This window comes from Providencia sp. PROV114 (assembly GCF_032704305.1).
Classification (GTDB): Bacteria; Pseudomonadota; Gammaproteobacteria; order Enterobacterales; family Enterobacteriaceae; genus Providencia; species Providencia rettgeri.
Genome location: NZ_CP120528.1, coordinates 1,210,330 through 1,225,446, shown reverse-complemented (window position 1 = coordinate 1,225,446; position 15,117 = coordinate 1,210,330). Strand labels below are relative to the sequence as shown.

12 protein-coding genes are annotated in these 15,117 nt (G+C 39.6%); 8 read left to right on the top strand and 4 right to left on the bottom strand.

Going from position 1 to position 15,117, the window contains the following annotated elements; genetic code table 11:
* Nucleotides 1-51: 51 nt before the first annotated feature.
* Complete coding sequence (locus P3L37_RS05265; RefSeq protein ID WP_110732122.1) at nucleotides 52-990, bottom strand: Rpn family recombination-promoting nuclease/putative transposase; 939 nt, start codon at nucleotides 988-990, stop codon at nucleotides 52-54.
* 317 nt (nucleotides 991-1,307) lie between these two features.
* On the opposite strand from P3L37_RS05265, the gene P3L37_RS05260 reads away from it, so the two are divergent.
* Nucleotides 1,308-1,844 (top strand): GNAT family N-acetyltransferase, encoded by a 537-nt coding sequence (locus tag P3L37_RS05260; protein ID WP_042851643.1) that lies wholly within the window; start codon nucleotides 1,308-1,310, stop codon nucleotides 1,842-1,844.
* Between the two features lie 50 nt (nucleotides 1,845-1,894).
* Here P3L37_RS05260 and P3L37_RS05255 read toward each other — a convergent pair whose 3' ends face one another.
* Nucleotides 1,895-2,518, bottom strand: a complete 624-nt coding sequence (locus tag P3L37_RS05255) for an SDR family oxidoreductase (protein WP_238562787.1) — start codon at nucleotides 2,516-2,518, stop codon at nucleotides 1,895-1,897.
* A gap of 484 nt (nucleotides 2,519-3,002) precedes the next feature.
* Here P3L37_RS05255 and P3L37_RS05250 point away from each other — a divergent pair, with 484 nt between their 5' ends.
* The 3 genes from P3L37_RS05250 (at nucleotide 3,003) to P3L37_RS05240 (ending at nucleotide 8,272) form a co-directional block, all read left to right on the top strand.
* Nucleotides 3,003-3,749: a Slam-dependent surface lipoprotein gene (locus tag P3L37_RS05250; protein WP_004913462.1), complete on the top strand. Its 747-nt coding sequence runs from the start codon at nucleotides 3,003-3,005 to the stop codon at nucleotides 3,747-3,749.
* 79 nt (nucleotides 3,750-3,828) lie between these two features.
* Nucleotides 3,829-5,283 (top strand): porin family protein, encoded by a 1,455-nt coding sequence (locus P3L37_RS05245; RefSeq protein WP_147318182.1) that lies wholly within the window; start codon nucleotides 3,829-3,831, stop codon nucleotides 5,281-5,283.
* A 25-nt stretch (nucleotides 5,284-5,308) separates the two neighbouring features.
* Nucleotides 5,309-8,272, top strand: coding sequence for a TonB-dependent receptor domain-containing protein (locus P3L37_RS05240; RefSeq protein WP_109912740.1), 2,964 nt, complete (start codon nucleotides 5,309-5,311; stop codon nucleotides 8,270-8,272).
* Nucleotides 8,273-8,349: 77 nt separating this feature from the next.
* Here P3L37_RS05240 and P3L37_RS05235 read toward each other — a convergent pair whose 3' ends face one another.
* Entirely contained in the window at nucleotides 8,350-8,796 is a 447-nt protein-coding gene (locus P3L37_RS05235) for a GNAT family N-acetyltransferase (RefSeq protein ID WP_004913470.1), read from the bottom strand.
* Between the two features lie 811 nt (nucleotides 8,797-9,607).
* On the opposite strand from P3L37_RS05235, the gene P3L37_RS05230 reads away from it, so the two are divergent.
* The 4 genes from P3L37_RS05230 to P3L37_RS05215 all read left to right on the top strand — a co-directional run bounded on the left by P3L37_RS05230 (nucleotide 9,608) and on the right by P3L37_RS05215 (nucleotide 13,981).
* Entirely contained in the window at nucleotides 9,608-10,396 is a 789-nt protein-coding gene (locus P3L37_RS05230; RefSeq protein WP_004913472.1) for a DUF3100 domain-containing protein, read from the top strand.
* Between the two features lie 12 nt (nucleotides 10,397-10,408).
* Nucleotides 10,409-10,885 carry a hypothetical protein gene (locus P3L37_RS05225; protein WP_004262394.1) on the top strand — a complete coding sequence of 159 codons (477 nt, stop codon included), beginning with the start codon at nucleotides 10,409-10,411 and terminating at the stop codon, nucleotides 10,883-10,885.
* Between the two features lie 18 nt (nucleotides 10,886-10,903).
* Complete coding sequence (locus P3L37_RS05220) at nucleotides 10,904-12,229, top strand: amidohydrolase (protein ID WP_004913476.1); 1,326 nt, start codon at nucleotides 10,904-10,906, stop codon at nucleotides 12,227-12,229.
* 573 nt (nucleotides 12,230-12,802) lie between these two features.
* Nucleotides 12,803-13,981, top strand: a complete 1,179-nt coding sequence (locus P3L37_RS05215; RefSeq protein WP_109912088.1) for a M20 family metallopeptidase — start codon at nucleotides 12,803-12,805, stop codon at nucleotides 13,979-13,981.
* 61 nt (nucleotides 13,982-14,042) lie between these two features.
* On the opposite strand, the gene P3L37_RS05210 is transcribed toward P3L37_RS05215, so the two are convergent.
* Nucleotides 14,043-15,020 carry a LysR substrate-binding domain-containing protein gene (locus tag P3L37_RS05210; protein ID WP_109912087.1) on the bottom strand — a complete coding sequence of 326 codons (978 nt, stop codon included), beginning with the start codon at nucleotides 15,018-15,020 and terminating at the stop codon, nucleotides 14,043-14,045.
* Between the last annotated feature and the right edge of the window lie 97 nt (nucleotides 15,021-15,117).

The window sequence follows — 15,117 nt, the reverse complement described above, 5'->3', positions numbered from 1 at the left end:
AGGGATATTGATAAATAATATCCCTTTTAAATCTGAGTCATAACACCTGAGTTACTGTAAAGAAATAAGTTTTTCACGGCTCAGCCCAGTGCTTTTCATTATTATCTCGATACTAACTCCTTGCTCCAAAAGATTCCGTGCAGTTGCTATATTTGCCTCTTCTTTGCCTTTTTTAAATCCCTCTTGCAACCCTTCTTGCCGCCCTTCTTGCCGCCCTTCTTGCCGTCCTTTATCTTGCAATCGTTGCGCAATATTCATGATTGTCTCCTTATGCTTTTCTGTTTGTTCACCTAAAACTTGAATAACTTGTTCAAAATTATGGGAGTCCAAGGCAATAAACAAATAATTTAGGATAGTTATGATGTCGTTATCACTATTATAATGTTTATTGAGTGCCTTCGCCAAGAGAGGGAGTACTTGTTGGAATTCATCCCGAAGATATTTATGTTTCATCGCTAATTCCATTACTGCTATTTTTCGATGGTTAACGAGTTCATTATCATCAATAACGGTAATATCTACGAGTGGAAACGGTTGTGTGTATAACTCATGTGCAATCTCTGGTAATGGAAAACACTCCGTCCAAAGTTGTGTATATGGATAAGGCGAACGCCCCCCATGGTAAAATAATATAGGCACAACAATGGGTAATGTTGTATTTCCTTGCTGCATATGCTGATTCATCGCTAAAAACGCATAATGCATTAAACGCCACGCCATAAGTTTATCGGGGGTTGATTGGTGTTCAACTAAAAGATAAATATAACCTTCCCCTTGAGAGGTTCGTACTGAATACAATACATCCGATAACCGTGAGCGAAGTTGTTTATCAATAAACGAGGAATTTGTCAGCGATAACGTATTGAAATCACATAATGATTTTATATGTTCCGGTAAATGAATTTCAAAGAAGTCTCGTGCATTTGCAATGTTTGTCATAAATCCTTTAAAAGCCGCATCATGTATCGTTGATGTCGTTTTTTTCTTCATTCAACAATCCTTATTGAAAAGAGCAACGACCACACAATAAAGCAAAAAATTCAGTTTGTCTGTTCAGTATAACCATGTGATAAAAATCGAAATTTTTGAAAGAATCGATATTCATAACCTTAATATTACATTAATGAAAATAACGTTTGAGTAATACCACAAAATATATCGATGGCTTTATTAAAAAACACCAAAATAGCTTTTAGCACTAACGCATTCAAACCATCATAGTCAATTTTGATATGCTATATACTTTGCTCCTACAAGCTTAACGATTTTTTATTTCAGCCCTCTTTACAATTATTCCATGGTGCTAAATGACAATAGAATATAAAAACAAACACACATCTCAACTTTCAGCAGAGAATAGAGAGGCATTATATTTCATGCTATTTCAAAGCTTTGAGCAAGATTTTACCCATGATGATTTTGAACATGCTTTGGGGGGAATGCACGTCTTGGCTTATGACCAACAACAAATTATTGGCCACGTTGCTATTATTCAACGTCATATGGCAATCGGTAATACTCCAATAACGGTTGGCTATGTTGAAGCGATGGCGGTACGGGAAAACTACCGTCGCCAAGGGATCGGCAAACAGCTTATGCTGGCTACCAACCAAATTATTGCCGATTGTTATCAACTGGGTCTGCTTTCTGCATCAGATCAGGGCTTCCCTGTATATCAATCTGTCGGCTGGCAGGTATGGAACGGGCCATTATATGAGCTCAATCAAAGCCATTATATCCACTCTGTCGATGAAGAAGGTGGCGTCATGGGGTGGTCAAAAAACAATTTAATTGATTTTTCACAACCCCTATATTGTGACTTTCGCAGTGGAGACCAATGGTAGCCCTATTTGTAATAAAAAACAGATAAGCTACACAAATAACCTCGTTTTTATTAAGCGGGTACCAACCCCGGCTGTACTACGCTATAAATTTGTTTTTTCAATTCACCTTGCTTAGCCAACTGATAAACATGCGCAGCAACATCCGCACGCATCACTAAGCCATGAACTTCAACCTCTTGTTGAAGAACTGCTTTTCCCGTTGGCTCACCATGTAATAACCCACCAGGGCGAACAATCACATAATCTAATGAGCTAGTTTGTAACCATGACTCCGCAAGGGATTTTTCTCTCACAGCCTGACCAAATGCAGCGCGTGACCGGGCAGACAAATAAGGCCATGAATCCCCACAACCTAATGATGTGACTAACACCATACGAGATATCCCAGCTTGTTCTGCACAATCAATCACCGTACGGTGAGCTAAATAATCTTGACTCCCTCCCATGGTTGAAATAACCGTGGCAGTTGTTCCTGCTGCATGACAAGCAGCCTTAACCACTTCACTATCACAAGCATCACCAATGAAGATTTGCGCACCTACCGCCTCCAATGCCTCTGCAGACTGCTTATTACGCACAACAACGATGACAGGGCGTTTCTTTGCAATTGCCAACTGAGCAATTTGACGACCAACACCTTTTCCACCCGCGCCAAAAATTAACCATGGAGCCATATCTTTATTCCTTTATATTTTGAGTGATTATAAACCTAGCTGTGTACCGTAAAGACAAAATTACCACAACAGTAATGATAATGCGCATTGTTTGCATTTGTTTTTTTTTGATTTATTTACCCCACCATTGTCTACGAACGATGATGAAATAATAAACAACATCAACTTTAATGTTTTTAATGTAATCCATTCAATCAAACGCATTAAAATGTGACTAATTTAACTTTTTTATCAAAAAATAATTACCATTAAAATTGATAATCCAACAAATTAACTACAAAAATAAATCGTAATATCAACCACTAACAGCAAGATCAATATCACTATCTCATTGATACCCATAATTATTTTAATGTTAATGCGAAGAATTATCATTTGCATTTATATTATTATTTGATTTAATACAACTCGTCATATATATGCGAAATAATAATTTCTTAATCAATAGTATCGTTAATATCTTTAATAAAAATGGAGTATTTCGATGAAAAAGTTAAATATTATCGCTCTAGCACTCGCAACCTGCACAGTAACTTTTGGTGCTTCTGCAGCAATCGGTTCTGGCCAAAGCCAACCTTTCGATGCTAATCAGCCTTCCGTCCGTGTTGGTGCAACAGAAGGAACCGGTGGTGGTCATGGCGGTGCTGCGGGTGACCCAGGTATTGGTGTGCAATCTGTTTATGGTGGAAAAACCATTTCTTTCTCAGGCTTAACTCGAATGGCACCAATACAGGCAGGAAATGAAGCACATGTTATTTCCATGCCTAATGGACCTGGTTCGCATGACAAAATGGGCGTTTTTAACTTTGCCAAAATTGCAGATGCAGAAGTCTATTTTGGTGAATGGTCATCGACAGGACAAGTTAGTGACACCACACATACCGCTTACTATTCTGGCAAGGATGTCACCACCAATATGCCTACAGCTGGCACAGCGGAATACTCCGTTAAAGGAATAAGCCAATACAATGGAGGCGCACTAACCGCAGGGACTCTGACAGCCAACTTTGGTACTAAATCCTTAGCAGGGAATATTGGTGCAACCAATATTGATGCCACCATTAAAAACAATGCCACTTTCGCCGGGGCGGCCACTCTTAATGGTGAATCAGGCTCAACAAATGGACACTTCTTTGGCGATCAAGCTAAGCATATTGCTGGTGTCACTCAATTTGAAGATCACAGCAAAGATATGGCCTTTGGTGGAAGCCGTGGGAATATTTCCCAGTAACCCGTAAATCAACCTTGGTGGCCAACCATAAAGCGTGACAGGCAGTTGGCCACTGCCTTTTATTACCGAAGCTAATCCTATGCGATATCTGTTATTAACTCCTGCTATAATGATGCTTATAGCCGCATTCTCTGCATTTCCAGCCAGCTTGGACACTGACCGAGAACAATTGTTATGGCAAAAAGACAAACAAAACTATCGTGATAAAAGTGCAGTAGTCCCCAATAAAGACCAATTGCTTCTCCCAGATGACCTATCAATTAACTTAAATGGGGAAAATTATGCCCTTGAGAATAATGCCCAAGACCTCGGGCAAGCCATTTATCTGGCAATTAACCACAGGCAATTTGAAGACGTACAGCGCTTATTACCCCGCTACCAACAACTCGCTGATGCGGATCCACTACTCATTTTATTTGCAAAAGCAGAAATTGCTAAATCGCAAAATCATTACCCTGAAGCGATTGCCCACTACCAACAAATATTGGCACGGTCGCCAAAGTTTCTTCGCATAAAATTAGAACTGGCCCGGGCTTATTTTGAAGATAACCAAAATAAAGAGTCTTTGGCTTTATTCCAAAATTTAATCAACGATAAAACACTCGCATTACCTACGAATGTGAAGCAAACCATCCAGCAATTTATTAGTGCTATCGAAAACCGCACCGCTTGGACTGGCAGTCTCTCCTTTGGCTATAAATACAACAGTAATATCAACCAAGTTCCAGATAAAAATAAAGTTTGGGAAACGCCAGGGGGAACCTGGAAAATGGCTAACCCCAAATCATCACCGGGACTCACCTATGATGCAAGTCTGAGTAAAATTATTCCTATCTCGGGCAATCATTCCCTGCAAATCAAGGGGACATCTTATGGTGACCGCTATCCGCACTATGCTGAATTCAGTGAAAACACGTCTTCTTTAGCAACTTTATATCGTTTTAATGATGCGAACACCACTATCGCATTCGGCCCATTAGTTGAGTTAAAAACGGTCAATGAAAAGCGCCGTTATTTAGGCATAGGGGGAAAAATTGAAGCTGACTACCAATTTTCACCTCGTGTGCTCCTAAGTACCTCCGCTGACTACCAACAACTTCATTATCAAAAACCGTATGACAGTGCCAATGGTAATCGAAGTAGCCTACATCTAACCGGTGTCTATGGTATTACCCCAGATACCTCCCTCTTTTTGGGGGCTGATGCGACTCGTCTCACCACAGAAGTTCGTAGCGATGATTATGACCAATTGGGTATCCGAGGCGGCTTTTATCACGTGCTAACACCCGATATTCATTTACTGGCACTTGCAACTTACCGAGAAAGCCAATTCAAGGCCTTCAACCAAATGTTGAATGTTAAACGCCATGATAGAGAAGCGATGTATTTTGCGCGTCTTAGTTTTCCAAATTATTCATTGCTCACATTTACGCCTTATACCAGTTACCGCTTTCGTGATAACCGCAGTTCTGCAGATGGAATTTACTCCTACCACCAGCACGAAATTTCTATTGGGTTAGAAACCCGTTTTTAAGCGTTATGGCATAGAGAAAAACACAATGTATAAATACAAATTAACACCTATTACTACTGCAATTATTACTGCTCTTTTTATTCCAACAACCGCTTTAGGGGAAAAAGAAGAACACATCGGCACCATTACTGTTCAAGATTCAGCAAAAACTATCAAAGAACGGGATCAACAAGGTTACGATGATCAATATGATGCTAAAGGTTCTAAAATTTATTTAGGAAAAGACCTTGTTGAGCGCTATAAAGGTACCAGTACCGCGGATGTGCTTAATAGTGCAGTTGGTGTCTATAGTGGTGATGCAAGGAACAGTGGCGCGTTAGACCCGAATATTCGAGGCATTCAAGGGCAAGAACGTGTTCCTGTCACGGTTGACGGCACAGAACAGTCGTTAACCGTTTATCGGGGTTACAATGGGGCAAACAACCGTAACTATGTGGACCCAAACCTCATTAGTAGCATTGAGATTGAAAAAAGTGGTTCTCTTGCTGGTGATATAAAAACCTCTGTAGGTGGTGGGATAGCCATCAGAACCATAGGAATAGATGACGTTGTTGAACCGGGTGAAAAATTTGGTGTCAGCTTAAAATTGGAAACCAGCAGTAATTCTACTCGTGAGCGTGTTCCCCACTTTGGTTATGGCGAAGATTACCGAGATCACCCTGAGATTTATAAAAATAATAACTATGTTTTCTCTGATCCAGTCGTCAACATCACACCGAAATCCCGAGGAAGCGCTCAATTCTTTAATTTTAAAGATAATGGCGGAAGAATAGCGGTTGGGACTCGACAGGAAAAGTTTGATTTAATGGCCGCCTATGCTTATCGCCGGCAAGGTAATTATTTTGCGGGGAAAAATGGCGCTCACCGTTATAAAGAATCGGTTCAATTAAATGAACAACAAACAGTACAGCAACAGCTTGGTCCAGACCCTTACTTACCTTTTGCTGCCAATGTATTTCGCCCCGGAAAAGAAGTTACGAATACCTCCAATGAGTTGGAATCCTATTTAGTTAAAACTAATTTATATCTCACTGAAAACCAAACATTACATCTTGGTTTTCGCCGAAGTGAAAGCACCTATGGTGAAATCATGCCATCACGTTTAGGATTTGCTGAGCTTGAAGGAAAACAAGTATTACCCCAATGGCCATTAGCTCACTTTACGGTCAATGCTTATAATGCCGAATATAAATGGAAACCTGAAGATAATCAATGGATTGACCTAAACGCAAATGTGTGGATGACCCATTCCGTAGGGGATACCAATACCTCAGGTGGCTACCCACGAGAACCCAAAGAACGCGATTGGGGCTTCGAGTATGGTTATGGTGGTGGAAAAGACCCTAACATTGATGGTTCATTAATTAATACCGCAGCAACTAACTCTGAGAATGACCGTATTGGCTTTAATTTGCGCAATACCATGGCACTCACGCCCGATCTTGATTTAACGATCCGCGGTTCAATGCTCAAAGAAAAATTGGACTCTAACGACGTACCGCCATCTCAAACCGCCAGCCCTTTTATTGCCCTTCCTCGTAAAGGTCATCGCCAAGAAACCAGTATTGCCTTTAACTTTAACTATCGCCCAACGAGCTGGTTAGAACTGGATGCGGGAGCAAAATATATTGATGGCTGGACAGAAGATGATTATTTAAAAGAACAAATGCGCAATCGCACCAAGGGCTTCCAAAACCCTGACGAGCGCCTTGCTAAACAAATAAATTACAACCGAATTTTAACCAAAGAAGAGTATAACGAGGCTGTTGCCAATGGCTACCAAGCGTTTAATGGTGGTTATAAAAACAGCCAAATATTACTTAAAACATTAGGATTGGAAGATACCGACTATACCGTTTTTATTACTAAAAGAAACAACGCTCAGCGCCCAGAAGAAAATGGTGTTTTAGACGTTAATTTCCGCGCCGAATGGAAATCAGATAGCGATGGACGCTATACCACCAAAACAAACCCTTTCCATAACGGTACTTTTGACTCTCAAGCCCGTGCTGTTGACCCTGTTACTGGCAAGGAAGTTTATGTCTATGGTTCAAGTTATTCACACCCAGCCGATGACATCAAGCGCGAACTCACTGAAGAAGAAAAATGGAAGTTCTCAGGCAAACAAAAAAGCCATGGCTGGGCTCCCGCTTTTGGTGCCAATATTTGGTTATCTGATAACGACCGGGTTTATGCACGCTATATAGAGACGGTTCGCTTACCGAGTATTTTTGAAAACAGCATTGGGTTTGCAGGGGAAAGTGAAGCCCGTAAAGAGAAAATGTTATTTAAACCCGAACGTGCAAAAACCTTTGAATTTGGTTATTCACGTAATTTACAAGGTTTACTCGGCGCTGAACGCCACGCTGACGTGAAAATAGGCTATTACCATACTGTCATTGAAAATGCTTTTGACCGTGATGGACGTCTTAATTTTGTTCAAGTAAAAGAACATAAAACAGCAGGAATTGAAGCTTTGGCACGCTATGATAATGGTGGTGTATTTATGGATATTGGTGTCGATTACCGCCTCAAAAATGAAGTCTGTGATGATTCGGCTCCAGCCAATCTTGACCCGGCTAATCGCTATAATATCTCCCAATGTACAACTGCAGGTTTCCCTGGCGGTTTTTTACGTACACAATTACAGCCTAAATATGCCATAAATTCCAACCTAGGCATGCGCTTTATGGATGAGGCCCTCGAAGTGGGAACACGCTTACGTTATACCAGTAGCGTACAAAATAAAGATGAACGCAAACTGATGCAGCAGTTCCCGGGGAGTTATTCGATGGCGAATAATAGCCCAATGCACTGGACGCCTACCTTTACTGCAGATGCCTACGCAAGTTATCAAATTGACAAAAATATTAATGTCGAATTCTTAGTGACCAACTTAACTGACCGTTATTATATCGACCCACTGACGCGCAGTATGATGCCAGCCCCCGGGCGCACACTACGCTTAGGATTAAATGCGCAATTTTAGATAAATATTGTAGGTTTATCGCTCTACAAATATCCGCTGCTAACTATAAGTTGGAGCGGATATTCGTCATTTCAGCACTAAAAAACTAGCCGCATAATGGTTTCATCAAATTCATCTTGGTCAACAACGGAAAAACCAAACTGTTCAAAAAATGGTTTCATCATGTCATTGCCTTCGATATAACAAATTGATACTGATTGATATTTACCTAAACTTTTTATTTCATCGAGAACAAGTGGAATAGCCAGAGAACCAAAGCCTTTTCTTTGGTGTTTAATATCAATCATCAATTGGCCAATAAAAACCTCTTCGGGCCGACCATTTTCATGGTTTGAATAATATTGAACAAAGCCAACGGGCTCATTATCAACATAGATACCACGATTAATATAGTAATCAAAAAATTTTGAGGCTGCGATTGACTCTGAGTTAAGAGCCACAAAGTCTTCCTGTTCTTTAGTTATTTCAAGACATATAATATCCACCCAATTATCTTTGGTGATATCTTTTAACGTAATAGTCATAAACACCTTTCTTTAGGTTTGCCGTTCACAATGCCGCTGCGATAAAAAGACGATTTAGTGTAAATTAACAACAAACACTTTTTTGTTCGCGCAATTCGTGCCTTTATATTTTTCGATATTCAATAAACAAATAACAGGTAAACATGTTACGGATAACATGAATTTCAGCAAATAGACTAAAATAAAATTTCGACTCATTTATTGCTTTCAAATTAAGAAATATTCAGAATTGAGATCCATGTCAAATATCACTGCCAAATACAATATTATTGTAATTTATCAAATTTTTTTGAAGAAAACTCGCAAAAACAAATCAGTTTATTAATCTAATAATTAAATTAAATTCAGACTAAAATGAAAATAAAAACCCAAAGAAACCATAACAACCTCCAATTAAAATTCAATTTTTATCATTATATAAATTCAGTAAAAATAAAACCTTGCCATAAAAAAATAAATAAAACCTGAACAACCTCACATTTACTGGGTATTTGATAATTTCTCGCATTAACACACCAAAAAATCAAAATTACTTATGAAACAGCATGTTAAATAATTAATAATAATTTGTATCAATCTGAAAAATAAAAATATTTTTAATATAAAAATGCAAAAATATTTCAATAACTACATCTTTATTAATAAATATTAATTTATTGATTTTAACCATGCCTTTTCGGCATGGCTAAGAGACTTTCGGAATATTGTCAGGAAAATAGTTTCATGGATAGTATGAATACGAAAATGATGCATTTTTATTATAAATATATACGAAAAACTCTTAAAAACATTTCCAATGAAAGGTAACACTATGGGTATATTAAAAGATAGTAAGTTGCTTTTGGTTAGCTTACTTATCATTCTTCTTTCGGAAGCTATAGGGCAAATTAAAATCAGTTTAGTCATGGTTTTTCCAATGCTTTATTCCATGTTGATGGGTGGTATTATCAGTTTTCCAAAATTCAAAATCCTCAGCGAAAAAAATATGGCACACGCGAGCTCGATAATGAGTGTTGCGTTAGTTATCTTAATTGCAAAATTAAGCACCTCCGTTGGTGCATCTTGGGAAAAAATAATTCAAGCCGGTGGCGCATTAATCTTGCAAGAAGTCGGCCACTTTATCGGTACTATTTTGCTCGGTTTACCGCTTGCTATCATGTTAGGCATGGGCCGTGAAGCCGTTGGTGCCACCTACTCTATCGGTCGTGAACCTAATATTGCCATTATCGAAGCCAAATATGGTTTAAGTTCACCAGAAGGCCGCGGCGTTATGGCAATGTATATTTGCGGGACGTTATACGGTGCAGTTTGGATGGGTGTTATCGCCAGTGTTATCGCAGGACTCGATATTATGAGCCCACTTGCTTTAGCCATGGGTGCTGGTGTGGGTAGTGGTTCGATGCTAGCAGCATCTGTTGCCCCATTATTGGAACTTTATCCTGAACACGCCGCAGATATTCAAGCATTCTCATCCTCTGCAAACTTGATGTCTTCGGTATTAGGTCTGTACATCTACATCTTCTTCTCCTTACCGTTTGCCTCTTTCTTGTACAACAAATTGAAAAGAAAACGTGCAACCGCATCAGCAGATACAGAATAAGGATATAAGATCATGAAAAAGATGGCAGAAATTGCAATAATCATCGTGTTAGTCATCATCTTCACTTCACTGGGTGATGCACTCGGCGGTTCAATTTATGGCCGTGGTAGCTTTGGCGCAGTCTTTAGTGACTCACTTATCGCCATGGCATTATTAGGGGGTATGTCATTTGTGGCATACTTAATTGCACAAATCCCACCATTAGGTAAGTTACCCGTGATTTTCTGGGTATCTTTAATTGCGGCGGGTCTGTGTTCACCGTTATTCCCTTACGATAAAGAAATGATCGCAATGACAGGTAAAATCTCACTTGCCGTCATCAGTACGACAGTACTTGCCTTTGCTGGTCTTTCACTCGGTAAAGATATCGACAAATTTAAAGCCATTTCATGGCGGATCATCCCAGTTTCACTGGCGGTCTTTACAGGAACATTCTTATTCGCTGCACTTATTGGTCAAGTGACACTTTCATGGAGCGGCGTTATCTAACAATAGGAAATATTTACCATGACAATGACCAAAGACCAATTGAAAGCCATCGTCTGCGAGACAATTGCATCCCATAAAGGGGATATCAAAAAATTGGCTGAAGATATTTGGGCAGAACCTGAGCTCGGCTATAAGGAAGTTAAAACAGCAAAAAAAGTGGAAGCTGCATTTTCTGCCTTAGGCGTTAATTACCGTAACCAACTCGCATTGACGGGGGTTAAGGCTCGCCTTAAGGGTGGAAAAGGGAGTAAACATAGTATTGCTGTGATTGGTGAGCTCGATGCAATTATTTGTGCGGAGCACCCAGAAGCTGATGATTTAACGGGCGCTGCCCATTGCTGTGGGCACAATGCACAAATAGCTAACATGATGGCAGTCACTATTGGTCTGGTTAAGTCAGGTGCTATGCAATACCTCGCGGGAGACGTCGTTCCTTTCGCCGTTCCCGCAGAGGAATATGTTGAACTAGCTTATCGTAATAAACTGATTGAGCAAGGAAAAATCAGTTATATCGGCGGTAAACCTGAGCTGATATCTCTTGGTGAGTTTGATGATATCGATATGGCAATGCAAATTCATTTAACCAGTGTCAAACCTGAACGTGAGACTGGTTTTATTGAAATGTCGACCACCACCAATGGGTTTATTGGCAAGCTGATTAACTACAAAGGCAAAGCATCCCATGCGGCGGCGGCCCCTCATCTGGGCGTTAATGCACTCAATGCGGCAATGATGGGGATCATGGGGGTGAATGCAATTCGCGAAACCTTCCAAGAAAAAGATTATATTCGTTTCCATCCTATCATCACACAAGGCGGTGATTTAGTGAATGTCACCCCAAGTGATGTCCGTATGGAAAGTTATGTCCGAGCGTCAAATGTTCCCGCAATGATTGATGCGAATGAGCGTATTACTCGCGCATTGGTTGCTGGCGCAATGTCAGTCGGTGCAGAAGTAGAAGTCAAAGATTTACCGGGTTACCTGCCGCTATATAACAACGATACGTTAAACGACTTATTGCAGCACAATGCCCACGACTTGATTGGCGAAGAAAATGTTTGGGTTGCTGGCCATATGACTGGAAGCACAGATACAGGTGACTTATCACATATCATGCCAGTGAGTCACCCGTGGATTGGCGCAATTCGCGGTGGCTTGCACGGTAAAGATTACGTTGTTTTTGATGATGATATGGCCTACATCCGCCCTGCGCAAATGATGGCAATGGCAATTATTGACCTATTATTTGATGATGCATCCCAAGCTGACGAAATGTTAGCTGATTACACCCCATTGATGAGCAAAGAGGAATATCTCTCATTTATTGGCTCTTTTAAGAACTAATTATAGAAACATGTCCCTTATTAATGCGTTAATCGCAATAAGGGGCATATAATCTTTCCAGCTTTAATCCTATCTTTATAGTTTCCCCTCTCATTAATTCAATATATTTTATATTCGTCATCTCATGTAAAATAATTTGTAAAGCCATGCTATCTACATCCTATTTCAAATAATAAAATTTAGCGTAAACTCAATAACCGCCTCTCTTAAATATAAAAATTTTTAATATAAAAACCAGAAAATACAAATTTAACATGCTGATATTAAAGGGATTTAATTATCTTTACATTTCCTGATGATTATTTTATTAAATTACCATCCTTATTATTCATGAGCCATGCAATACTGATATGATATAAATACGATCTCCATCACGCTCACTTTTTTAATATCCACGTTAAAATTCACTCTATGAATTATTAGATAAAATAACATCTAGCAGAAGTGATTTATTTCTGAATCTAGCGCTTAAAATATACATAAATTAAATGAGTACGCTGTTTCTTATTCATGCTCACACCAGGGGCTCCTTAACAGCATTAAAAACGCTTTTTGTATACGGGATAAAACGTAATGACCAATAAATACAATATCAGTGAAAAGCTCTTTGCTTTAGAAACGTTTAGCAAAAAAACACGTCAGGATTTACATAAGATCCCTGAATTATCTGGGCAAGAATTCAAAACCTCACAATATTGCCGTGAATTGATGGAAAGCTTTGGCTATAACATCCGTTTATTTGAAGGTTACACCGGTTTTACTGCTGAATTGATTATCGACCCAACAAAGCGCTTGATTGCCTATCGTACCGATATTGACGGCCTTGAAATGCCTGATTTAACATGCAATGAGCACAGCTCTGTCCATGAAGGTTGCGCTCATAACTGTGGCCATGATACCCATATGACCATCGCCTTAACGGCAGCAAAATACCTTAGCGAAAACCGTTCTGAACTCACTCATAACGTCCGTTTTATCTTCCAAATGGCCGAAGAAGACATGCGAGTACCGGGCGCTAACAAAATGGTAGAAATGGGCTGTATGGAAGGTGTTGATGAAGTATACGGCTTACATAATGATGCCGCTTTTGAAACGGGTTATATTAAATTCAATTCAGGGGTTATGTCCTCTTATGGCTCAGCGTGGACGCTAGATGTTCATGGCGTTTCAGCCCACGGTTCAACCCCACATAAAGGGTTAGATGCTATCCGCGAAGCAACACGTATCATTGATTATATGGACTACATTGTTGCCAAAAAAACCGATCCTTTCAGCCCTGCCGTATTTGGTTGTGGCATGATTAATGGCGGAACTATTCCAAATGCGTTGGCTGATCATGTTCAGGCACGCGGTACCATCCGTTCAATGGATGAAGAAACCGACAAAATTTTAAAAGCCAGCTTTCATGAAATTGTCGCTCGTAGTGAAGCCGGCGGGTTTAAAACCACACTAGAAGCAAGCGGTTATCCCGCTGTCGTCAATCACCCGCAGGCTGCTAAAGTGATTTATGATGCTGCTGCGGCATTCTTACCTGCTGAACAGATAGATGCGAATGGTAAGCCAATGACGGGTAGTGAAGACTTCAGTTATATGATCAATGCCACTAAAGATAAACTCGGTGCCATGTACTTTTTAGGAAGTGGTAATCAAGCAAAAGGGATTAATAATTATTTACACGCTAACCCTTACTTTGTTGATGACGATTGTTTGCTGATTGGCGCTCAAATTTTTATTAATATTGCCACTCGTTAGAATAAAAATAACACACACAGTAATTTCAAAGCCGAGTAAATCATATTACTCGGCTTTTTTCTTATAGCTCAGGTAATTCTCTATATAACCTATCTCGCTCATTTTGTTCTGTAGGCACCCATTGATTCGGTTGATGAATATAGTTCAAATCAAGGTGAGGTGCATAATTAGAGATAAAATCATACATATAATCTTTTAAATGCATATGCCGGTTAATGCATACATGTGTATAACTTGGCTTCACTAAATGGCTAATATCAATACAGCGTAATGTCTCGCTATCTTCCTCTGGGTCAAAAGCCACCGTTGAAATAATACCTACCCCAGCACCACGTTTTACATAGTATTTAATAATTTCGGTATCTACCGCAGTTAAAACAACATTTGGCGTTAATTTATGTTGGTAAAAAACTTGGTCAAGTTTTGAATGCCCGGTAAAACCAAATACATAGGTAATTAATGGGTAACCAGCAAGGTCTTCAATAGAGAGCTGTTCACATTGAGCTAGCGGGTGGTCATGGGGCACAATAATACTGCGCGACCATTGGTAGCAAGGCATCACCAATAAGTCATCATAAAGGTGCATAGATTCGGTCGCAATAGCAAAATCCACATCCCCATTATTCACCATTTCTGCTATTTGGGCGGGAGCCCCTTGGTGAAAATGCAGTGAGATATTGGGGTAACGTGCGTTAAAACGTTCAATCACTTGGGGTAATTTATAGCGGATTTGTGTGTGTGTGGTTGCGATATGAAGATTTTGTTTTATCGTGGTATCTTCATGTGAAACGATACTTTTAATTTTATCGAACTGCGCCAGAATATCACACGCGACATGATGAACTTTCTCCCCAATCGGGCTAAGAGACAATAAGTTATTATTTTTTCTATTGAATAATGAAACGTTCAGTTCATCTTCCAATATTTTAAGTTGCTTACTGACAGTCGGCTGAGAGGTATATAATTTTTCAGCCGCGTTGGTGATATTGAAATCACTTCTAACCACTTCAACAAAACTTTTAAGCTGACTAATGTTCATTGCTGATTTATCCAATGCAAAATGGATTAAAAAATAGAGATATAAATCCAGAGTAAGATGCGACACCTTGGTTGTTATGTACAGCAATTATACCATA